This window comes from Streptomyces sp. NPDC054783 (assembly GCF_053611725.1).
Genome location: NZ_JBSHAY010000001.1, coordinates 395,540 through 416,171, shown reverse-complemented (window position 1 = coordinate 416,171; position 20,632 = coordinate 395,540). Strand labels below are relative to the sequence as shown.

Below are 20,632 nucleotides of genomic sequence, written 5' to 3'. Positions count from 1 at the left end.
CGGGCCGCGGGCGCCCGAAGGAGGTCACCCATGGGCACCGCGACAGGTTCCGCCTTCGACATCGAGACACTGCGCCGGGGAATAGAAGGGAACACGGGGAACACCCTTCTGTCGCTCTACGCCGACGACGCGGAGATCCGTATCGTCGACCGCAACAACCAGCCCAGCCACCCCACGGTCCTGCGCGGCCGGGGTCAGATCGCCGAGCTGCTGGACGACATCTACAGCCGCGACATGACACACAAGCTGGACCGGTGCGTCGTGCAGGGCGATCATGCCGCGTTCAGTGAGTCCTGCCAGTACGGGGACGGCACCCGCGTCCTCGCCGAGTCGATGGTCACGTTGCGCGACGGCAAGATAGCCGACCAACTGATCATCCAGGCCTGGGACGAGTAGGCACACCCCGGCATGGCGGGCGCCGGAAGGAGCTACGCGAGGGTCCGGGTCACCTCTCGGCTGACCTGGACCTTCTCGGCGCGGGCAAGCCTGGGGCGGATGCCCCGGGCTCGCCCTCGACGGCCAGGACCAGCTTGCGCAGCAGGTCCGCCAGTGTGCGTCGTTCTGCTTCGGTCAGCGCTGAGAGCAGCGCACCTTCGCCCGAGTCCTCCGCTGCCGCGTGTGCTTCGAACGCGGCATGGCCGGCCTCGGTGAGCCGGACCCGCACGCGCCGGCGGTCACCCTTCTCCTGCGTACGCGTGATCAGCCCGGCGTCCTCGATCGGCCCCAGCCGGGCCGAGAGCGCGCCCCGGGTCAGGCCCAGCCGCTCGGCCAGCCCCGAGGGACTGCACTCGTACGGCGGCCCGGACCTGCGCAGCATCAACAGCACCTTGTACTGCCAGTACTTCAGGCCGTCGGCGTCCAGCACCGCCCGGCGGGCCTGGGAGGTGTGCCGGGCCAGGAGCGTCAGCCGGGCGGCGATGGCCTCCCGCACCGGGTCCAGCCACTCCAGCTCGCGTGCCCAGACGGCCACGTGGCGGTCCACCGAATCCTGCACCGTCTGCCTCCCGCAGTAGTTTTCTTGTGGATCATTTTTCACCTGACTAATTTGCCGCGCATGACACATGCCGCACACGCTTTCGTCGAAGTCGAGCAACTCCTGTGCGCTGCAAAGGAGTTGAGCACCGCCGGCCGCTGGGAGCGCGCCGCTTCGCTGCTCGACTCGGTGACCGCAGGGGATCCCGCCGACTGCGCGCGGATCGCCCGGGCGCATGCCGAAGTCGCCCTGGAGCGGGACTGGTTCGCCGGGACGGACACCGCGGCCGCGCGGATCGAGGCCGCCGAACGGGAGTTCCCGGACGGCGACTGGGACACCGGCTTCCTCCGCCTCAGACACGCCTACGCCCAGCTGCTCCACGTGGCCGGCACCCCGCGCCAGGGCCCGGAGGGCAAGGACCCCGAGGCGCTCGCCACCCTGCGCGACCGGGCGCGGGACCTCTACGACGACGCGCCCGACGAGGTGCGCCGGGGCTGGGCGGCGATGTACCGCGGGCTGATCGCGGACAACCACTTCGCCGACGCCGCGACCGCCGCCGGGCACTACGCCCAGGCACTGCGGGCCGGGGAGGGCGGCGCGGACGATCTGCTGGCCCGCGAGGCGCTGCGGCACCTCGGGGGGCACGACCACGACCACGGCGCGCTCGAGCGGGCCCTGGAGCGCTGGCGCCGGGCCGCCGCGCTGGGGGCCCGGGCCGGTGCGGTGCCCGGCACCCTCTCCCAGCACCTGCTGCTGGCGACGCTGGCCCGGGACACGGGCGACGAGGCGGGCGCCACGGCGCTGGCCACGGAGCTGGCCCGCTGGGCACGGTCCATCGGCGCCGAGCGGCTGCATGCGGGGGCGACCGCGTTTCTCGCCGGGGCCGACCCCGTGCCGACTGCCTCCGCGGACGGTGACTGAGGGTCGTACGCGTGCCCGGTTACCCTGTAACCGGGCCGTGACCGGCGCTGAGGTGGAGTACCACCGGGGAGCGGTCCGTGGTGGATGCCGCGCGCCTGGGCGAGAGAGTCGACCGAGCCCAGGAGTGTGCAGCATGACCCAGGCCCGTCTCATGGACGGCACCGCCCTCGCCCGCCGTATCGCCGAGGACACCGCGAAGAAGGCCGCGGACCTCACCGGGCGGACCGGCACCGCACCGTGTCTCGCGACCGTCCTGGTCGGCGAGGACCCGGCGTCCGTGACCTACGTCCGCATGAAGCAGAACCGCTGCCGCAAGGCCGGCATCGCCTCCCGGCACGTGGCCCTGCCCGCCACGACGACCGCCGCTGAACTGGTGGGCGTGTTGCGGGAGTTGTCGGCCGACCCGGCGGTGCACGGCATCCTGCTCCAGCACCCGGTCGGCGACCACATCGACGAGCGCGCCGCGTTCGAGGCGATCGCGCCGGAGAAGGACGTCGACGGCGTCACCTCCGCCTCCTTCGCCACGATGAGCTTCGGCCTGCCGGGCTTCGTGTCCTGCACGCCCGGCGGCATCCTGCGGCTGCTGGACGAGTACGGCGTGGACCCGGCAGGCAAGCGGGCCGTGGTCGTGGGCCGCAGCGCGATCCTCGGTAAGCCGGTGGGCATGCTGCTGCTGGCCCAGGACGCGACCGTGACGTACTGCCACTCGCGCACGGCGGATCTGCCGGCGGCGGTCCGAGAGGCGGACGTCGTGATCGCTGCCGTGGGCCGGCCGCGGCTGATCCGCGGGCAGGACATCAAGCCCGGCGCGGTCGTGATCGACGCCGGCTACAACCCGGGGAACGCCGGCGACGTCGACTTCGACTCCGCCGTGGAGCGGGCCTCGCTGATCACGCCGGTGCCGGGCGGTGTCGGCCCCATGACGATCGCCACGCTGCTGGAGCAGACCGTCGAGGCCGCCGCCCGGCAGCTCGGCGCCTAAGGCGCACCGGCGCGGTCCACAGGCGTCAGCGCATCCAGGCGCTGTACTCCATCACGTCCCCGGTCTTCACCCCGTACCGGGGGTCGTCCCGGGTGTAGGTGGTCTCGAGGCCGAGGACTGCGGCGGTGCGCGGTTCGAGGATCAGCAAGCGCCGGACGCCGGGGGTGTCGTACGTGTACGCCTCCCCCGGCCGCCCGAGCCGGTCCGTCACCTGCCCGGCCGGTCGCAGGCCCTTGGCATCCGCGAGGATCCGGACCAGCGCGGCGGACTCCCGGGCACCGAGCGTCCAGTGGTCCAGCAACTCCTGTACTGCGTCGAGGAGTTCGGGCGTGGTCAGGGAACCGGTGCCGGTGCGGGCCGTCTCGGCGAGGTAGGCCCGCAGGGCGGCCGGCGCGTGCGGGGGGCGCGCCTCGGGCGGGGCGTCGCTCCAGCTGGGCGGGTAGGTGGTCCGGCTGAGCACCTGTCCGTCCGCCACCGTGCGCGGCGCGCCGCCCTCGTCGCTGACGACCGGGCGGCCCGGGTGGCGCGGGTCGGTCGCCACGACGAGCTCGGTGTGGCTGTCGTCGGCGTTCCACCGCACCACGCGCTCCTCGGGAAGGGTCACCGGCGGCCCTTCGTCGCTCATGCCGAGGCTCCAGGCCTGCACATGGGTCCCCCTGCGCAGGCCGGGCGAACCGCCCGCGGCGGCCGCGGCGGCCAGTTCGGCCATCCGGTCCAGCGGTACGGCCGTGGAGTGGGCGCGGACGGCCAGCGGGCGGGGCGCGGCCACGGCGGGCGGAGTGCCCGGGCCGCCGAGCAGCGCGGTGAGCGTGGTGGCCAGCACGACGGCGGTGGTGGCGAGGCCCCACCACAGCCGGGGGCGCGGAGTGCGGAGCCGGACGGGCCGGCGTTCGTCCTCGCCGAGCAGCAGCTCCAGCCGCCGCTCGGCTCCGTGGTCGAGCGGACCGTCGCCGAAGTAAGGGCCGTGGGCCGGCACCGGGTTGGCACGGCGCAGGAGGTCGAGTTCGTCAGTCATGGCGGGGGTCCTTGCGCGGGGGTACGCCGACGGGGGTGGCGGAGGCGGAACAGGACGAGCCCCGACCGGGTGCGCGCTGCCCGGCGGGTGTGTCATCGCCGGCACCGGACGTAAAGGCCGACGGCGCGTCTTCCCCGCCCGCCTCCGTCGACGCCGAGGCGGTCGTCGGCGTCACGGGGGGCGTCCTTTGCGTCGGACGGTGTGACGCGTCCGCCGGTGCGCCAGGGCCCGGCCGACGCCCGGCGAGCGACCCACCGTCCGACGCCTCGAAAGCCACGGCGCGATCGGGGAGCGGCACGTCCTCCGGCGCCGCGGGACACACGCACTGCTCGGGATGCGACTCACCGTCCGGGGCCCCAGGACACGCACGCTGCTCGGCACGCCGCACGTCCTCCGACGCCGCGGAACACGCGTACCGCTCAGGATCCGAGCCACCCTCCGGGGCACCCGGACGCGCGCACCGCTGGAGATGCGACTCGCCCTCCGACACCCCGGAACGCACGGGGTGATCAGGAAACGCCACGCCCTCCGACGCCGGGCGACACGCGCGCTGTTCGGGCAGTGCCGGCCTCGGCGGCGGTGCCTGGCGCAGCCGGTCGATCTCGGCACGCAGTCGGCGGCGGGCGCGGTGCAGGCGCATCGTCGCCGCGCGTCTGCCGCAGCCGAGGGCGACCGCGATCTGCGCGGCGTCGAGTTCCTCCCAGGCCGCGAGGCGCAGCACCTCCTGGTCGGCCGGGGAGAGCCGGTCCAGGGCTTCGTGCACCCATGCACCCGGCGTCTCCGCGTCCGGGCTGTCCACGATGTGCCGGCCGTGCGCGGCCTCGTCGTTGCCCAGCCGGTCCACCAGCCGGCGCCGGCGCCCGTAGCCGCGTACCGCGTTGGCCAGGCAGTTGCGGGCCACCCCGTACAGCCAGGGCAGCGGCGCTTCCGGCAGATCGCGCCGGCGCCGCCAGGCGACCGTGAACACCTCCGCCACCACTTCCTCCACCTCGTCGGCCCGTCCGGGCAGTCGCCGCGCGACATAGCGGCTGACCGCCCAGTAGTGCTCGCGATAGGCAGCGGCGAAGATCTCGTCGTTGCTCATGTTCCGTTCGTGTCCGGCACCGCCCGGATCGTCACACCCTTCCTCCGTGATGCTTCTCGCGTCGTCCGAGTGTGACCGGTGGGGCGGCTGCGGACACAGGCGGGGCGTGAAGAGCATCAGAGATTTCAGGGGCATCCGCGCCGTACGGTGGCTGACGACGACCGATCACAAGACGATCGGAACGCTCTATTTGGTCACAGCGTTCGCGTTCTTCCTGATCGGTGGCGTGATGGCGCTGCTCATGCGCGCCGAGCTGGCCCGTCCGGGCCTGCAGATCATGTCGAACGAGCAGTTCAACCAGGCGTTCACGATGCACGGCACGATCATGCTGCTGATGTTCGCGACGCCGCTGTTCGCCGGCTTCACGAACTGGATCATGCCGCTGCAGATCGGCGCGCCCGACGTGGCGTTCCCCCGGCTGAACATGTTCGCCTACTGGCTCTACCTGTTCGGCTCGCTCGTCGCGGTGGGCGGCTTCATCACCCCGCAGGGCGCGGCCGACTTCGGCTGGTTCGCCTACTCCCCGCTGTCGGACGCCGTCCGCAGCCCGGGTGTCGGCGCCGACATGTGGATCATGGGTCTGGCCTTCTCCGGCTTCGGCACCATCCTCGGCTCGGTCAACTTCATCACCACGATCATCTGCATGCGTGCCCCGGGCATGACCATGTTCCGCATGCCGATCTTCGTGTGGAACGTGCTGCTCACCGCGGTCCTGGTCCTGCTGGCCTTCCCGGTCCTGGCGGCCGCGCTGTTCGCCCTGGAGGCGGACCGCAAGTTCGGTGCCCATGTCTTCGACGCCACCAACGGCGGCGCACTACTGTGGCAACACCTCTTCTGGTTCTTCGGCCATCCAGAGGTGTACATCATCGCGCTACCGTTCTTCGGCATCATCTCCGAAGTGATCCCGGTGTTCTCCCGCAAGCCGATGTTCGGCTACATGGGTCTGGTCGCCGCGACCATCGCGATCGCCGGTCTGTCCGTGACCGTGTGGGCCCACCACATGTACGTCACCGGTGGTGTGCTGCTGCCGTTCTTCTCCTTCATGACGTTCCTGATCGCCGTACCGACCGGCGTGAAGTTCTTCAACTGGATCGGCACGATGTGGAAGGGCAGTCTGTCCTTCGAGACCCCGATGCTCTGGGTGATGGGATTCCTCGTCACGTTCGTCTTCGGCGGCCTGACCGGCGTCATGCTCGCCTCGCCGCCGATCGACTTCGCCACCTCCGACTCCTATTTCGTGGTGGCCCACTTCCACTACGTCATCTTCGGCACGGTCGTCTTCGCGATGTTCTCCGGCTTCCACTTCTGGTGGCCGAAGTGGACCGGCAAGATGCTGGACGAACGCCTCGGAAAGATCACCTTCTGGACGCTGTTCATCGGTTTCCACGGCACCTTCCTGGTCCAGCACTGGCTGGGCACGAACGGAATGCAACGCCGGATTCCCGACTATCTCGCGGCCGAGGGGCTCACCACCCTCAACACGGTGTCGACGATCTTCTCGTTCCTGCTCGGCTCCTCCGTGCTCCCGTTCTTCTACAACGTCTGGAAGACGGCCAAGTACGGCGAGCGGGTCGAGAGCGACGACCCGTGGGGCTACGGCCGTTCGCTGGAGTGGGCGACCTCCTGCCCGCCGCCCCGGCACAACTTCCTCACCTTGCCCCGCATCCGCAGCGAGTCCCCCGCCTTCGATCTGCACCACCCCGAAATATCAGACGCGCAAAGGGAGTTGAGCGCGCGATGACGGCACGGGAGGAGCGGGCCCTCGTCCGGGAGATCGAGGGCCATCTGCTGCTCGCCGCCGCACGGCAGGAGGGCCGCACGGCGGCCGAGCGCACCGCGTCCCGGCTGGGCTGGCTCACCGATGCCCAACGGGAGGAGCTGGAGCGGGAGTTCGAGGCGGAGTACCTGACACTGTCCCGCCGTTCGTGGCAGCGCACCGCCGACCGCGCCGAGGAACTGCGGCAGACGTACGAGGGACGCTACCGGGTGCTGCGGCAGCGCCTGCTGGCATGCGCGCTGCTGGGGGGTGCGGTGCTCGCGGCGGCGGGCCTGCTGGCGGTGTCCGCCGCCGCGTAGGGCCGCCGCGGATCAGGTCCGCAACCACTTCTGGTTGTCGCCGGCGTTGCAGCTCCACAGCACCAGCGACGTGCCGTTGCCGGTACCGGCGTTGTACGCGTCCAGGCACAGGCCGGCGTGGACGTTGGTGATCGTGCCGTCGGCGTTCACCGTCCACTTCTGGTTGTCCTGGCCGTTGCAGTCCCAGATCACGGCCTTGGTGCCGTTGGTGGTGCCCAGGTTGTAGGCGTCGAGACACTTCTCGCCGTACACGACGAGTTCCTTGCGGGAGGTGTACGTCCAGGCCTGGTTGGCGCCGCCGTTGCAGTCCCACAGTTCGGCCTGGGTGCCGTTGGTGAGGGTGTTGTCGTAGACGTCGGCGCACCGGCCGGACTGTCTGCCGACGAGGAGGGTGCCGTCGGTGCCGGGTACCGGGTGGACCGTGATGCCGCCCAGGGCCGGACCGCCGCTGAAGGTGAGGGAGTTGGCGGCTCCCTTGGTGAGGTGCACCTGGACCGAGACCGTGCCCTGGGTGGAGCCGGCGGGCGGGAAGGAGACCGTCGTCGGGGTCTGGCCGTCCACCCGGAGGGTCGCGGTGACGGGCGTGGCGGCCGTGTTGGTGTAGGCGATGTCGACGACGCCCAGGCCGGTGCTCGCGGCGCTGACGCCGGTGTACGTGCCGGTGGACGTGGCGCTGTAGCCGCTGCTCGGCGCCTCCGTGCCGCTGACCTTGAGCAGCACCGAGCCGCCCGCGGGAACGCCGGTGGTGTAGCTCGTGGCGTACGACCCCACGTCCTTCCGCGCCCACAGGTCCCGCACGCCGGCCGTGGCCCCGGTGAGGCCCAGGTCGGGCCAGCGGACGGTGACGTTCTGCGCGGCGGAGGTGCGGTTGAGCAGGACCACGGCCCGGTTGCCGGTGCCGGCGAGCACCTTGCCGTAGACCTGGAGGCCGGTGGTGTCCTCGGCGACCTTGACGCCCTGCAGGCCGCGCGGGTCCTGGTCGACGGCGACGACCTCGGGGTTCTTCAGGATCGCGGCGGTCTCGCCGGACATTGCGGTGAGGTCGTTGCCGGCCAGCAGGGGGGCGCCGGAGATCGCCCACAGGGCCATGTGGGTGCGGTTCTGCGCGGCGGTGAAGCCGGGCATGCCGACCATCAGCATGTCGGGGTCGTTGTAGTAACCGGTGTGCTGGGAGGCCGGATGCAGGGCCTGGTCGAAGTTGGACAACATGTTCGTCTGCGAGGGCGAGTTGCCGTAGTAGATGATGTCCGTGCTGGTGCGCCACATCGGGGCGAGGCCCGGCGCCCAGTTCCACGGGTTCTGCTTGCCCCAGTTGCACACGGAGAGGGTGAGCGGGCGACCGGTGGCCCGGGCGGCCTTGGCGACGGCCGAGCTGATCGCCTTGTATGTCGTCGCCGCGTCCAGTCCTTCGGCGTCGCCGCCGCACCAGTCGACCTTGACGAAGTCGAAGCCCCACTTGGAGAACTGCAGCATGTCCTGGTCGTAGTGGCCCTCGCTGCCGGTGTTCGGGGCGGCCGGTCGGCCCGTCGGGTAGTAGTAGCCGCAGCCGTTCCTGCCTGCGTCGGTGTAGATGCCGGCCTTGAGGCCCTTGCTGTGGATGTAGTCGGCGATGGCGCTCATTCCGCCGGGCCATTCACCGGTGTCGACGGTGATGTTGCCGTCGCTGTCGCGGGTGCCCTGCCACCAGCCCTCGTCGATGTTGACGTACCGGTATCCGGCGTCGGGGAGTCCGGCGGCGACGAACGCGTCGGTCTGCTGCTTGATGACGTCGTAGTCGATCTTCGCGGCGAAGCTGTTCCAGGAGGCCCAGCCCATCGGCGCGGCCGGGACGGCCACTTGGCGGGGCGTCGCCGCATGGGCCGGGACCGGCTCGGCGAACAGGAGCGCGGCGGCCGCGGTGAGGGCGAGGACGAGGGCGCGTACGGCGACGGCTCTGCAGCGTCTGACAAGACCGGGTGGGGGGTACATCGGCTCCTCCGCGTGCGGGACGGACAACCACTGGTCGATATTTCGAATGAGGATCGGTTTATCGAACATCTGCGGGCCGACCGTAGAGCCGCCCGGGGGTGAAGTCAACGGATCCGGCAGGGGTGAAGTCGCCCGAAAATGCGGGGCGTTGGAGCTCAGACCGGCGTTGCCCCGCCATACTGGCCGTCGTGCGTGTTGCGATCATGTCGGCGGGCTCCCGGGGCGACGTGGCCCCCTACACCGGACTGGGGCACCGGCTCGCCCGGGCCGGACACGAGGTCACCCTGGTCACCCACGCCTGCTTCGAGCCGCTGGTGGCGGGCTCCGGCGTTCGGTTCCACGCGTTGCCGGTCGATCCCCGGGCGGAGCTGGAGTCCCCGCGCGGCCGGGGCCTGCACCGCAGTGCCAGTGGTGCCGGGAAGCTGCTGCGGGTGGTGGACCTGGCGCGGCGGCTGGTGGGGCGGATGACCGAGGATCTGCTGACGGCGGCCCAGGACGCCGAGGTGCTGCTGCTGTCCGCCTCGCTGGCTCCGCTCGGGCACGCGATCGCCGAGGGGCTGCGGGTACCGAGCATGGGCGTCTATCTGCAACCCCTCGCCGCCACAGGCGAGTTCGCGCCTCCCGCGCTCGGGGGCGGCCGCTGGGGCCCTGCGGCCAACCGGCTCGCCGGACACGGTGTGAGCGTGGCCGTGGAACACGTCTTCGCGGCCACCGTTCCCGGGGTGCGCGCCCGGCTCGGGCTGCCCCCGGTGCGCACCGGCACGGCGCGGCGGGCCCGCGAGCGGCGGCAGTGGCCGGTGTACCACGGCTTCAGCCCCCTGGTGGTGCCCAGGCCCCGGGACTGGCGGGCCGGCCTCACCGTGAGCGGCTACTGGTGGCCGTACGCCACGGAGGAACGACTCCCCGACAAAGTAGGGAGGTTCCTCGACGCGGGCCCGGCGCCGGTCTTCGTCGGGCTGGGCAGCGCCACCGTGCCGGACGCGGCCCGGCTCAGCGCCCAGGTGGTCGCGGCGCTGCGGCGGGCCGGGCTGCGCGGGGTGATCCAGCGCGGCTGGGGCGGGCTCGCGGCCGCGGGGGACGACATGCTGACCATCGACGAGGTGCCGCACGCGCTGCTGTTCCCGAGGATGGCCGCGGTGGTCCATCACGCGGGCGCGGGGACGACCGCGGCAGGGCTGCACGCCGGGGTGCCGGCCGTGCCGGTGCCGGTCCAGTTCGACGCGGGGTTCTGGTCCGCCCGGCTGGTCGCGCTGGGGGTCGCCCCGGACGTCGTACCGCTGCGCCGTCTCACCGTGGACGCGCTGGCCTCGGCCCTGGTGCGGGCCACCCGGGAGCCGGGGTACCGGGCGCGGGCGCGCTGTCTGGGCGCCCGCATCCGCGACGAGGACGGCGCCGCGCCGGTGCTCGCGGCACTCGACCGGCTGGGCGGCTGACAAGCCGGCCGGAGCCGGCCCGCAGGGATCAGGCGTTGGTGAGGACCATCCGGAAGCGCGCCTTGCCGGAGAGCATCTTCTGGTAGGCCGCGCCCACGTCGTCCAGCGGCACGGTCTCGGTCGTGGGGCGGATGCCGTTCAGGGCGCTGAACTCCATGGTGTCCTGCACGTCCTGCGAGGTGCCGGACGGGTGGCCGCGCACGATCCGGGCGCCCATGATCAGCTGGAGTGGGCTGATGCCCATCGCCTCGGGGTCCGCACCGATGGCCACGAGTTCACCGCGCGGTGCGAGGCCGTCCACGGTGGCCGTGATGGCCTCGGAGCTCCCGGCGGTGGCCAGTACGACGCTCGCGCCGCCGAGGGACTGCAGGGCCTCGGCGACCGGGGTGCCGGAGGTGCTGTCGACGTAGTGGTGGGCGCCCAGCCGCTTGGCGAAGTCGGCCTTCTCGGCGCCCCGGGCGATCGCCACGGTCTCGAAGCCCATCGCCGCCGCGTACTGCACCCCGAGGTGCCCGAGGCCGCCCAGGCCCAGCACCGCGACCAGGTCCCCGGGCCGGGCGGAGCTGCGCCGCAGCCCGTTGTACGTGGTCACACCGGCGCAGGCCATGGGCCCGGCGTCGCTCGCCGCCAGCGCGTCCGGGATCCGGGCCAGGGCGTCGACGGGCGCGATCACCTGCTCCGCGAAGCCTCCGTCGTAGGCCCAGCCGGGGACCTTCAGGCTGGCGCACACGATGAAGTCGCCCCGCCGGCAGGACGGGCAGTGGCCGCAAGAGCCGCCGAACCAGCCGACCGCGACCCGGTCGCCGGCCTGGTAGCCCCAGTCCTGCGTGCCCTCGCCGAGCGCCTCGACACGGCCGGCGATCTCGTGCCCGGCGACGACCGGGAACGTCAGGCCCGGCACGGCGGCGTTCACGAACATGGTGTCGCTGTGGCAGATGCCGCACGCCTCGACGGCGATCCGCACCTGGCCGGGCCCCGGCTCGGGCACCTCCCGTTCGGCCAGTTGGAACGGGCCGCCCGCACTCGTCACCTGCGCGACTCGATAGGTACTCATCACACTCTCCTGGGTCCGGCGGTGTGTCCTGCCGTCCGGGCACGGCTTCGCCCCCCGGCACCAGCAGACCAGTTCCCGGCCGATACCGCGCGCCGAACCGATCGGATCCGTGCCGACCTGGGCCGACAATCCGGGCAGCGCCCGTGTCACGCGGGCCGGGGCCGCCAGCCCTCCGGGCGCAGGATGCAGAGCAGCAGCCGGACCAGCTCGTCCACCACCTCGTCCAGCGTGGCGTCCACCCAGCCGGCGCTCCAGTCGTGCAGGAGGCCGTTGACGCTGCCGACGAAGGCCGTCGCGGCGAGGCGGTAGTCGCGGGGCGCCGCCTCCCCGCGCGCCACGGCCGCGTCCGCCTCCGCGCGGATGAGGTCGATCCAGCGGGCCCGGCGGGCCAGCCGCTGCTCCTCCAGGCGGGGGCTGACGCCGACGATCTCCACGAAGGTGATGCGGATGCGGCGCGGGTCGGAGGTGACGTCGCGGGCGTAGGCCCGGAAGAGCACGCCGGCGCGCTCGGCCAGCGGCACCCCGTCCGCCGTGGCGAGGGCGTCCAGCACCGCCTGCTCGGCCCAGTCGTTGACCTGGAGGTGCAGCGCGGCCAGGACGTCCTCCAGGGTGCGGAACCCCTCGTAGAACTGACGGGTCGACAGGCCGGCGGCCTGGCTCAGCGCGGCGACCGTCGCGCCCCGGTAGCCGGGTGCGCCGCCGAACAGCTCCAGGGCCGCGTCCAGGAAACGTCGTCGCCGCTCGGCCTGCCGTTCCTCGGCGGACCTGCCGCCGTAGCGGCCCGTCGGCGCCCTGAGCCTGCCCGTCACCTTTCCCCCTCCGTCCGCCCACCGGCCACCCAATCTTGTCGTGCACACATCTTGTCGCGAAGGCCGTTCGTTCCTTACTTTTCAGTAAGTTCACTGTGAATGCGCCCGTGTTCAGATTCTCCGCACATCCCCCCGAGGAAAGAGAGCAGTCATGCCTGCCTCCAGAACCAGGCACCTGTGCTCCGTGGTCGCCGCCCTCGTCCTGACCGTCGCCGGCCCGGCGACCGCCGCCTCCGCCGCGAGCGGCACCTCCGACGGTCTGCGCGAGGTGCTGTTCGTCGGCAACAACTGGGACGGCACCGCCGATGTCATCAAGTCCTCCGGCGACTTCGCGAAGATCGGCCGGATCAACGTCGTCCCCGACAAGGCGGAGCGACTGGCCGAGATCAACGCCGACCCGATCAAGTGGATCTACTACACGTCCATCCGCAACGAGGTCGGCGAGGGACACGACCAGTACGCGGACGACATGTACTCCACGCCCGACGGAAAGTCCGTGGTCGTCTCCCGGCCCAGCTTCGCCGACGTCGTCTCCGTCGACCTGGCCACCGACAGGATCAACTGGCGCTTCCCGGTCGCCGGTTACCGCGCCGACCACATGGCGGTCTCACCCGACGGCACCCGCGTCGCCGTCTCGGCGTCCACCGCGAACAAGGTGCAGGTGCTCGACATCGACACCGGTAGGGAACTGGGCGAGTTCGGCACCGGCGACAAGCCGCACGAGAACTTCTTCACGAACGGCGGCAAGTACATCTGGAACATGTCCATCGGCGAGGTGACCACCTCCCTCGACGCCCCGGGCTGGGACTGGACCAAGGGCGACCGGCACATCACCGTCGTCGACGCGACCACGTTCAAGCAGGTCAGGACGATCGACATGCGGCAGCGGCTGGACGCGATCGGCCTGAAGGACTTCTCCGACGCCGTCCGGCCCGCCGCCTTCACCCCCGACTGGTCCAAGCTGTACTTCCAGGTGTCGTTCTTCAACGGCTTCCTGGAGTACGACGTCGCCGCCGACAGGATCACCCGGGTGAAGACGCTGCCGGAGAACCCCGCGACCAACCCGGACCGCACCACCTGGCTGCTGGACTCGCGCCACCACGGCATCTCGATGAACCCCGAGGGCACCAAGCTGTGCGTCGCCGGGACGATGGACAACTACGCCACCGTGGTCGACCGGGCCTCGTTCGACGTCGGCCCGCTGATCACCGCCTCCACGCCCTACTGGGCGACCGTGAGCGGCGACGGCAAGGACTGCGTCATCTCCGAGGCCGGCGCCGACCAGGTCACGGCCATCGACTTCGCCACCGGCCAGAAGGTGCTGTCCGTGCCGGTGGGCGACCATCCGCAACGCGTCCGGCTGGGACACGTCCAGGCAGACTGGACCGGTCCGTCCGGGAGTTGAGCGCCGTACGGCCCCCGGGGTGACCCCACTCCTCCCGGGGGCCGTACGGCTCCTGCCCGGCAGCTCAGAAGTGCGCCGCCGCCCACGCGGCCAGCTCGGACTTCGCCGCGGCCAGCAGGCCCGCCGAGGGCGCCGTGGCCCCGTTGGTCACCAGCGCGTAGTGCAGGGCGCCGGAGTCCGTGTCGCTGAGCAGCAGGCGCCGGCTGCCGGTGCCGCCCGGCTCGGGGGCGACGGCGACCGGGGTGGCGGCGCCGGTGTAGGCGGGCGGCGCGTACGCCGTGCCCAGGTCGGAGACGACGGTGGTGGACGCGGTGGAAAAGGATGCCGGCAGATGCAGTTCGGTGGGTGCGCCGCCGTCGCCGGAGCGCCACACCAGCAGCCCGTACCGGCCGGAGCCCACCAGCTTCGCCACGTTGGGCAGTGCGGACGGCACCGGGTTCCAGGTGAGGGTGGTGGAGCCGTCGCGGGAACGGTCCTCGTAGGTGAACGCGAGGGCCGTGCCGGCCGTGGCACTCGGGTAGAGGCGGTCCAGCAGGCGGGCGTCCTGACGCAGGGTGACGTTCCCGGAGTCGTCCAGGCGTACGGCGGAGAGGTCCTCGTCGTTCCAGGCGTCGCCGGAGGTGAGCACCTTGCCGGGGTTGCCGTTCATCAGCTCGTGGTGCCGGCCGTTGTAGAGGTCCCACTGCCACTGGGTGCCGGAGAGCACCGGGCCGGACGCGGCCGGCTTCGTCCACCAACTCGCGCCCGGGACACGGGAGTCGAGGGCCTGGTACATGGCCTTCAGGACGGTCGGCGCCTTGTCGGAGACCGTCCCGGACAGCGGGTGGCCGAACTCGCCGACCACGGCCGCGGTCCCGGCGGCCGCGGCGCGGTCGCGCACGGTGGCGAAGTCGGAGGCGTACTGGCCGTCGGCTGCCTTTCCCCACATGAGGATGCCGGAGATGGCCTTCTGGTCGTAGAAGTGGGTGTTGAAGACATAACCCGGGCCGAGTGTGCCCGCGTCCAGCAGGCCGCCCTCCTGCTTCTGGGTGGAGATGTTGGCGTTCCAGAAGAGGTTGGGCTCCACGAAGGCGGGCTTGTCCTGCCAGCCGGCGGCGTCCATGCGGGCGCGGAACCTCTCGTAGAAGGGCCACAGCAGGTCCTTCTCCCAGGTGCGGGAGGTCTTCCCGGAGTCGTAACGGCCCGCGTAGGGCTCGTTGTACGGGTCGAGTCCCGCGACGCCCGCGAACTCGTCGGCGTTCAGGTGCTGCCGGAGGTAGGCCATGGTGGTCTGCGCGGTGGCGAGGAAGGCGTCCTGGAGGCCGTAGGCGTTGTGCCAGAAGTCGTACTGAGCTTGCTGCACGGCGGCGTTCTGGGTGATGTTCTGACCCCAGAAGAGGCAGATGCCACAGGACTCGGCCGGGTAACTCCCCGCCTGCACCGCCCACTTGGGGGCACCGTCGCCCGTGTACCAGCTGCCGCCGTCGAACAGGTGGCGGGAGTACAGGTCCTGGTGGAAGTCGGGGAAGACGCGGATGCCCGCGTCCAGGAAGGCGCGCATCTGCTCGGTGACCGCGGCCAGGTAGCCGGTGTCGGCCTGACCGCGCACGGGTTCGGCGTGGGCCCAGGAGAGCAGGAACCGTACGGTGTTCGCGCCGCCGAGGGCGCGCAGCGCCGTCGCGGACTTCCCGGCGTCGGCCACCGAGGCGAAGGGCAGCCCGCCGTTCTCCTCCAGCTTGGTCTCGCCGGAGACGTTGTAGCCGCGCAGGACGATCTCGCGCCCCTGGCCGTCGGTGAAGCGGCCGCCCTGCACCGTGAGCGGGGCGCCGTCGAACCAGAGGGAGTCGGCGGGGAGGGCTGGGGTGGCGGCGGTGGCGGGCGGGCGGCCCGCCACCGTCAGGAATCCGCAGAGGACGACCAGAACAACCAGCAGACGCACCCGGATATTCGGCATGCCCACCACAGTCCGGTCGGGTCCGGGCGGCGTCAATACCTTCTGACTCTCCAGTAAGTTGACTATCAGTCAGCCAGGTTGATCAGCCCCCCGACCGCCGTGTCAGGTTGCACAGGCACTCCTTCCGGTTCAGCGGGCCGTGGTCGGTGCGCGGCCGCTCCGGGACCGGGCCGCGGGTGACCGGCGCGTAGTGGCCGAAGGCCGTCCCCAGCCCCCCCTCGCCCCGGTGAGCCCGGGCAGCCGCTGCTCCAGCTCGTGCACCCGCACGGCCGGCACGGCGCCCCGCCCCGGATGCCGGCCCGGCGCAGCGCCTCCGCCTGGGCCGTCGGGGTCAGGCCCTGGAAGCCGTAACCCGTGCTCGACATGCTCTTGTCGAGCCCCTGGTGGGCGTGGCTCTGGCGGGACGAGTAGCCGGAGTGGGTCATGATGATCGAGCGGCCCGGGACCTGCCGGCCGTGCAGCCCCTGGCCAGGGGTCTCGCGGACGGTGCCCTCGACGGCCTTGAAGAAGGCGTACGGCATCGAGCCCAGCTCCGCCTCCAGGCGGAACTCCACACCGGAGCCGGGCGGCCCGGGCTCGACGCGCAGACCGACGGTGGCCAGGAACAGGCTGGGGTCCTTCTTGTCGGACTCCACCGCGTGACCGGTGCCGACCGGCCGCTCGATGCACAGGATCGTCGTCTCGCGGAAGCAGACGTCCAGGCCGCACCCCTCGGCGAGGGTCGCCTGGATCACCTTCTTCTGCGCCCCGCCGCAGAGGGACACGGAGGTCCCCGCCCCCACGGCCGTGGGTCACCACGCCCGTAACCCGGACACCGGAGGCCCGCCCCTCCGCGCAGTCCCCCGCGCCCGGACCGCGTACCCGGCCATCGGTGGCCGGACCGCGCGCACGACCGTCCGCAGCCGGCCCCGCGGCCGACCACCGGCAGCCGGGCCCGCCGCACCAGTATCGGCACCTCGCCCCACACCCGGCGTCGGCGGATCCGGCCCGCCGACCGACCGCTGCCCCGGCGGCAATGGATTAACGCTCAACAAATGCCCGTCGCAGCACTCGCCGTGACCAGGGTGCGGTCGTAGGGTGACGTACATCACGTCCGGCGGCCCAAAATCCCTGGCTGAAAACCCTCTCCCGCACGGTCTGGAGGGCCCATGACCCACATCTCGGTGAACGTGGACGGCACGACGTACGAGGACGAAGTGGAACCCCGTCTCCTCCTGGCCCACTACCTGCGCGACCGTCTCGGCCTCACCGGCACCCCGATCGGCTGCGACACCTCCAACTGCGGCGCCTGCACGGTCGACCTGGACGGAACCAGCGTGAAGAGCTGCTCGGTGCTCGCCGTCCAGGCGGACGGCTGCGCGGTGACGACGGTCCAGGGGCTGGCGAAGGACGGCGAGTGGACGGCGCTGCAGCGCGCCTTCCACGAACAGCACGGTCTCCAGTGCGGCTACTGCACCCCGGGCATGATCATGGCGGCGCGCGACCTGCTGCGCGAGAACCCCCACCCCGAGGCGGACGAGGTCCGGCAGGCCCTGGAGGGCAACCTCTGCCGCTGCACCGGTTACCAGAACATCGTCCGCGCGGTGCTCGCCGCGTCCGGGCAACCGGCCCATCAGCCTGCCGAGGAGGTCACGGCATGACCGACCAGGCCGTCGAACGCGAGGTCGGGCGCCGCCGGCTGCGCAAGGAGGACGCCCGGCTGATCACCGGCCAGACCAACTGGACCGACAACATCCAGGTGGCCGGACTGCTGCACCTGGCGATCCTGCGCAGCCCGATGGCCCACGCCCGCGTCACCCGCGTCGACGTCTCCCCCGCCCTCGAATACCCCAATGTCGTCGCGGCGTTCAGCGGCGCCGACCTCGCCGAGGGGCTGGGCTCGCTGCCCTGCGCCTGGCCGGTGACCGAGGACATCGTGCTGCCCGACCACCCGCCGGTCGCCGTCGACGAGGTCCGCTACGCGGGCGACCCGGTGGCGGTCGTGGTGGCCCGCGACCGGTACGCGGCCGCCGACGCCCTGGAGGCGATCGAGGTCGACTACGACCCGCTGCCCCCGGTCCTCGACCTGGAGGCCGCGCTGGCGGAGGGCGCCCCGTTGGTCCACACCGACAAGGGCACCAACCGCTGCTACACCTGGCCGCTCGCCACCGGCGAGAGCTTCGCGGCGGTGCGGGACCGCGCCGAGGTGACGCTCAAGCGCCGCTACCACCAGCAGCGGCTGATCCCCAACGCCATGGAGCCGCGCGCGGTCGTCGTCACCCCGATCGCCGCCTCCGGCGAGTACACCGTCCATTCGGCGACCCAGATCCCGCACATCCTGCGGATCATGCTGTCCACGGTCACCGGCATCCCCGAACACAAGCTGCGGGTGATCGCCCCGGACGTCGGCGGCGGCTTCGGCTCCAAACTCCAGGTGTACGGCGAGGAGGCCCTCGCGCTCGCGCTCGCCCGCAAGCTCGGCCGGCCGGTGAAGTGGACCGAGTCCCGCTCCGAGGGCGCGCTCGCCACCCACCACGGCCGCGGCATGATCCAGGACGTCGAGATCGCCGCCACCCGCGAGGGCGTCCTGCTCGGCCTGAAGGTCGACCTGCTCGCCGACATGGGCGCCTACCTGATGCTCGTCACCCCCGGCATCCCGATCCTCGGCGCCTTCATGTACCCGGGGATCTACAAGATGGACGCCTACGAGTTCACCTGCACCGGGGTGTTCACCACCCGCACGCCCACCGACGCCTACCGCGGTGCCGGGCGCCCCGAGGCGACCTTCGCCATCGAGCGGATCATGGACGAGCTGGCCGCCGAACTCGGCCTGGATCCGGTGCAGTTGCGACGCCGGAACTGGATCCGGCACGAGGAGTTCCCGTACACCTCGATCGCCGGACTGACCTACGACAGCGGCAACTACGAGGCGGCCACCGACAAGGCGCTCGCCCTGTTCGGCTACGACGACCTGCGCGCCGAACAGCACAAGCGCAACGAGCGCGGCGACCCGGTACGGCTCGGCATCGGCGTGTCGACGTACACCGAGATGTGCGGGCTCGCGCCGAGCCGGGTGCTCCGCGACCTCAGGTACGGCGCCGGCGGCTGGGAGGCGGCGAGCATCCGCATGCTGCCCACCGGCAAGGTCGAGGTCGTCACCGGCACCAGCCCGCACGGGCAGGGCCACGAGACCTGCTGGAGCCAGATCGCGGCCGACGTGCTCGGCGTGCCCTTCGAGGACGTCGAGGTGGTGCACGGCGACACCAGGGCGGCCCCGCAGGGCATGGACACCTACGGCTCGCGGTCGCTGGCCGTCGGCGGCGAGGCCGTGCACCGGGCCGCGAAGACGGTCGTCGAGAAGGCGCGGAAGGTCGCCGCCCATCTGCTGGAGGCGAGCGAGCAGGACCTGGAGTTCAGCGACGGGGTCTTCTCCGTGAAGGGCTCGCCGGAAGCACGTAGGACCATCCAGGAGATCGCCTTCGAGACGTTCACCAACCACGACCTGCCCGACGGCGTCGAGCCCACGATCAACGCCGAGCACGTCGTGGACCCGGAGAACTTCTCCTACCCGCACGGCACCCACCTGTGCGCGGTCGAGGTGGACACGGAGACCGGGCGGACGCGCATCAGGTCGTACGTCTGCGTCGACGACGTCGGCCGGGTCGTCAACCCGATGATCGTCGAGGGCCAGGTGCACGGCGGGCTCGCGCAGGGCATCGCGCAGGCGCTGTACGAGGAGGCCGTGTACGACGACGACGGCAACCTCCTGTCCGGCACCCTGGCCGACTACCTCGTGCCGTCGGCGGCCGATCTGCCCGACTTCGTGACCGACCGGACGGAGACACCGGCGGCCTCGAACGCCCTCGGTGTCAAGGGCGTGGGCGAGGCGGGGACGATCGCGTCGACACCCGCCGTGGTCAACGCCGTCGTGGACGCGCTCAGGCCGCTCGGGGTGCGGGACGTGCGGATGCCGTGTTCGCCGCACCGGGTGTGGCAGGCGATCCAGGAGGCGCGGTCCGGCGCGGCCGGCGGGACCGGCGGGACGGGTCCGGCCCGGTCCGGGCAGTCCGGCCAGGCGGCCCGGTCGGGCGAGCTCGGTCAGTACGGCCAGCCGGGTGAGGAGGGTCCGGCATGATTCCCCCCGCGTTCGAGTACACCCGTCCGGACAGCGTCGACGAGGCGGTACGCGCGCTCGCCGACGCGGGCGACGAGGCCAAGGTGCTGGCCGGCGGGCAGAGCCTGCTACCGCTGCTGCGGCTGCGACTGGCCTTCCCGGAACTGCTCGTGGACGTCGGCCGGATCCCCGAGCTGCGCGGGGTCCGCGAGGACGGTGACACGCTCGTCATCGGCGCGATGACCACGCACCACCAGGTGGTGCACGACCCGCTGGTGCGCCGGCACGCCGGGCTGCTGGCGGAGGCGACGGCCACGGTGGCCGACCCGGCCGTCCGGCACCGGGGCACCCTCGGCGGCTCGCTCGCCCACGCCGACCCGGCCGGAGACCTGCCCGCCGTGGCCCTCGCCCTGGACGCCGAACTGGTCGTGGCCGGTCCCGCCGGGCGCCGTGCCGTCGCCGCGCGCGAGTTCTTCGTGGACTACCTGCAGTCGGCGCTCGCGGACGACGAACTGCTGCTGGAGGTGCGGATCCCGAAGTCGGACGGCTGGGACTTCCACTACGAGAAGTTCCACCCGGTCGCCCAGTCCTGGGCCATCGTCGGCGTCGCGGCGCTGGTACGGCGCGACGACGGGCGGATCGCCGAGGCACGCGTCGGGCTGACCAACATGGGGGCGACGCCGCTCAGGGCGACCGCGGCCGAGGAGGCGCTGGCCGGTGCCGACGGCCCGGAGGCCGTGGCCCGGGCCACCGAGGCGGCCGCGGAGGGGACCCGGCCGGCACAGGATCTGTCCGCCTCGCCCGAGTACCGGCAGCACCTGGCACGGGTGCTGACCAGGCGGGCGGTGCTGACCGCCACCGGAATGGGGTGAGCGCCGATCACCCG

At 72.0% G+C, this 20,632-nt stretch carries 16 protein-coding genes, 2 pseudogenes and 1 riboswitch; of the genes and pseudogenes, 10 read left to right on the top strand and 8 right to left on the bottom strand.

Translation table 11 applies throughout. The features are described from left to right. Positions 1-30: 30 nt before the first annotated feature. Complete coding sequence (locus tag ACWGJ5_RS01925) at positions 31-396, top strand: nuclear transport factor 2 family protein (protein WP_228618327.1); 366 nt, start codon at positions 31-33, stop codon at positions 394-396. Positions 397-445: 49 nt separating this feature from the next. On the opposite strand, the gene ACWGJ5_RS01920 is transcribed toward ACWGJ5_RS01925, so the two are convergent. After that, a complete protein-coding gene (locus ACWGJ5_RS01920; RefSeq protein ID WP_453307832.1) occupies positions 446-994 on the bottom strand; it encodes a MarR family winged helix-turn-helix transcriptional regulator in 549 nt (182 codons plus the stop codon). A gap of 60 nt (positions 995-1,054) precedes the next feature. Between ACWGJ5_RS01920 and ACWGJ5_RS01915 the strand changes: the two genes are divergently transcribed. After that, complete coding sequence (locus ACWGJ5_RS01915) at positions 1,055-1,894, top strand: hypothetical protein (RefSeq protein ID WP_453307831.1); 840 nt, start codon at positions 1,055-1,057, stop codon at positions 1,892-1,894. Between the two features lie 27 nt (positions 1,895-1,921). Then, a riboswitch (ZMP/ZTP riboswitch) is annotated at positions 1,922-2,002 on the top strand. 25 nt (positions 2,003-2,027) lie between these two features. Beyond that, positions 2,028-2,876, top strand: coding sequence for a bifunctional 5,10-methylenetetrahydrofolate dehydrogenase/5,10-methenyltetrahydrofolate cyclohydrolase (locus tag ACWGJ5_RS01910; protein WP_453307830.1), 849 nt, complete (start codon positions 2,028-2,030; stop codon positions 2,874-2,876). A 25-nt stretch (positions 2,877-2,901) separates the two neighbouring features. On the opposite strand, the gene ACWGJ5_RS01905 is transcribed toward ACWGJ5_RS01910, so the two are convergent. Then, positions 2,902-3,891, bottom strand: a complete 990-nt coding sequence (locus ACWGJ5_RS01905; RefSeq protein ID WP_453307829.1) for a CU044_5270 family protein — start codon at positions 3,889-3,891, stop codon at positions 2,902-2,904. 589 nt (positions 3,892-4,480) lie between these two features. Continuing rightward, positions 4,481-4,975: pseudogene (locus tag ACWGJ5_RS01900) on the bottom strand (RNA polymerase sigma factor); the annotation flags it as partial. 106 nt (positions 4,976-5,081) lie between these two features. Here ACWGJ5_RS01900 and ctaD point away from each other — a divergent pair. Then, positions 5,082-6,716 carry an aa3-type cytochrome oxidase subunit I gene (gene ctaD, locus ACWGJ5_RS01895; protein ID WP_453307828.1) on the top strand — a complete coding sequence of 545 codons (1,635 nt, stop codon included), beginning with the start codon at positions 5,082-5,084 and terminating at the stop codon, positions 6,714-6,716. Next, entirely contained in the window at positions 6,713-7,051 is a 339-nt protein-coding gene (locus tag ACWGJ5_RS01890) for a hypothetical protein (RefSeq protein ID WP_453307827.1), read from the top strand. The genes ctaD and ACWGJ5_RS01890 overlap by 4 nt, the downstream gene beginning before the upstream one ends. A gap of 12 nt (positions 7,052-7,063) precedes the next feature. Here the strand turns inward: ACWGJ5_RS01890 and ACWGJ5_RS01885 are convergent, their stop codons facing one another. Then, entirely contained in the window at positions 7,064-9,019 is a 1,956-nt protein-coding gene (locus ACWGJ5_RS01885) for a ricin-type beta-trefoil lectin domain protein (RefSeq protein WP_453307826.1), read from the bottom strand. Between the two features lie 203 nt (positions 9,020-9,222). Here ACWGJ5_RS01885 and ACWGJ5_RS01880 point away from each other — a divergent pair, with 203 nt between their 5' ends. Next, on the top strand, positions 9,223-10,452 hold the full coding sequence (locus ACWGJ5_RS01880) for a glycosyltransferase (protein ID WP_453308258.1): 1,230 nt from the start codon (positions 9,223-9,225) through the stop codon (positions 10,450-10,452). Between the two features lie 28 nt (positions 10,453-10,480). Here the strand turns inward: ACWGJ5_RS01880 and ACWGJ5_RS01875 are convergent, their stop codons facing one another. Together ACWGJ5_RS01875 and ACWGJ5_RS01870 are read right to left on the bottom strand one after the other, a co-directional pair. Further along, positions 10,481-11,506, bottom strand: a complete 1,026-nt coding sequence (locus ACWGJ5_RS01875) for an alcohol dehydrogenase catalytic domain-containing protein (RefSeq protein WP_453307825.1) — start codon at positions 11,504-11,506, stop codon at positions 10,481-10,483. 146 nt (positions 11,507-11,652) lie between these two features. Next, on the bottom strand, positions 11,653-12,315 hold the full coding sequence (locus tag ACWGJ5_RS01870; RefSeq protein ID WP_453307824.1) for a TetR/AcrR family transcriptional regulator: 663 nt from the start codon (positions 12,313-12,315) through the stop codon (positions 11,653-11,655). A 151-nt stretch (positions 12,316-12,466) separates the two neighbouring features. Here ACWGJ5_RS01870 and ACWGJ5_RS01865 point away from each other — a divergent pair, with 151 nt between their 5' ends. Then, on the top strand, positions 12,467-13,720 hold the full coding sequence (locus ACWGJ5_RS01865; RefSeq protein WP_453307823.1) for a YncE family protein: 1,254 nt from the start codon (positions 12,467-12,469) through the stop codon (positions 13,718-13,720). A gap of 64 nt (positions 13,721-13,784) precedes the next feature. Here the strand turns inward: ACWGJ5_RS01865 and ACWGJ5_RS01860 are convergent, their stop codons facing one another. Both ACWGJ5_RS01860 and ACWGJ5_RS01855 read right to left on the bottom strand, forming a co-directional pair. Further along, on the bottom strand, positions 13,785-15,653 hold the full coding sequence (locus ACWGJ5_RS01860; protein WP_453307822.1) for a cellulase family glycosylhydrolase: 1,869 nt from the start codon (positions 15,651-15,653) through the stop codon (positions 13,785-13,787). 82 nt (positions 15,654-15,735) lie between these two features. After that, positions 15,736-16,423: pseudogene (locus tag ACWGJ5_RS01855) on the bottom strand (GTP-binding protein); the annotation flags it as partial. A 378-nt stretch (positions 16,424-16,801) separates the two neighbouring features. Here ACWGJ5_RS01855 and ACWGJ5_RS01850 point away from each other — a divergent pair. From ACWGJ5_RS01850 to ACWGJ5_RS01840, 3 genes are read left to right on the top strand one after another with little or no spacing between them, the layout of a single operon-like run. Continuing rightward, positions 16,802-17,293 (top strand): (2Fe-2S)-binding protein, encoded by a 492-nt coding sequence (locus ACWGJ5_RS01850; RefSeq protein WP_453307821.1) that lies wholly within the window; start codon positions 16,802-16,804, stop codon positions 17,291-17,293. Next, on the top strand, positions 17,290-19,767 hold the full coding sequence (locus tag ACWGJ5_RS01845; protein WP_453307820.1) for a xanthine dehydrogenase family protein molybdopterin-binding subunit: 2,478 nt from the start codon (positions 17,290-17,292) through the stop codon (positions 19,765-19,767). Before ACWGJ5_RS01850 ends, ACWGJ5_RS01845 begins: the two co-directional genes overlap by 4 nt. Then, positions 19,764-20,618, top strand: coding sequence for an FAD binding domain-containing protein (locus tag ACWGJ5_RS01840; RefSeq protein ID WP_453307819.1), 855 nt, complete (start codon positions 19,764-19,766; stop codon positions 20,616-20,618). Before ACWGJ5_RS01845 ends, ACWGJ5_RS01840 begins: the two co-directional genes overlap by 4 nt. Positions 20,619-20,632: the final 14 nt, after the last annotated feature.

Excerpts from the sequence above, each read along its gene's own strand:
- ACWGJ5_RS01840 (WP_453307819.1), top strand. The coding sequence starts at position 19,764 with ATGATTCCCCCCGCGTTCGAGTACACCCGTCCGGACAGCGTCGACGAG.
- ACWGJ5_RS01875 (WP_453307825.1), bottom strand. The coding sequence starts at position 11,506 with ATGAGTACCTATCGAGTCGCGCAGGTGACGAGTGCGGGCGGCCCGTTC.
- ACWGJ5_RS01905 (WP_453307829.1), bottom strand. The coding sequence starts at position 3,891 with ATGACTGACGAACTCGACCTCCTGCGCCGTGCCAACCCGGTGCCGGCC.
- ACWGJ5_RS01910 (WP_453307830.1), top strand. The coding sequence starts at position 2,028 with ATGACCCAGGCCCGTCTCATGGACGGCACCGCCCTCGCCCGCCGTATC.
- ACWGJ5_RS01865 (WP_453307823.1), top strand. The coding sequence starts at position 12,467 with ATGCCTGCCTCCAGAACCAGGCACCTGTGCTCCGTGGTCGCCGCCCTC.
- ACWGJ5_RS01925 (WP_228618327.1), top strand. The coding sequence starts at position 31 with ATGGGCACCGCGACAGGTTCCGCCTTCGACATCGAGACACTGCGCCGG.
- ACWGJ5_RS01890 (WP_453307827.1), top strand. The coding sequence starts at position 6,713 with ATGACGGCACGGGAGGAGCGGGCCCTCGTCCGGGAGATCGAGGGCCAT.
- ACWGJ5_RS01850 (WP_453307821.1), top strand. The coding sequence starts at position 16,802 with ATGACCCACATCTCGGTGAACGTGGACGGCACGACGTACGAGGACGAA.
- ACWGJ5_RS01860 (WP_453307822.1), bottom strand. The coding sequence starts at position 15,653 with ATGCCGAATATCCGGGTGCGTCTGCTGGTTGTTCTGGTCGTCCTCTGC.
- ACWGJ5_RS01885 (WP_453307826.1), bottom strand. The coding sequence starts at position 9,019 with ATGTACCCCCCACCCGGTCTTGTCAGACGCTGCAGAGCCGTCGCCGTA.
- ACWGJ5_RS01845 (WP_453307820.1), top strand. The coding sequence starts at position 17,290 with ATGACCGACCAGGCCGTCGAACGCGAGGTCGGGCGCCGCCGGCTGCGC.
- ACWGJ5_RS01915 (WP_453307831.1), top strand. The coding sequence starts at position 1,055 with ATGACACATGCCGCACACGCTTTCGTCGAAGTCGAGCAACTCCTGTGC.
- ACWGJ5_RS01880 (WP_453308258.1), top strand. The coding sequence starts at position 9,223 with ATGTCGGCGGGCTCCCGGGGCGACGTGGCCCCCTACACCGGACTGGGG.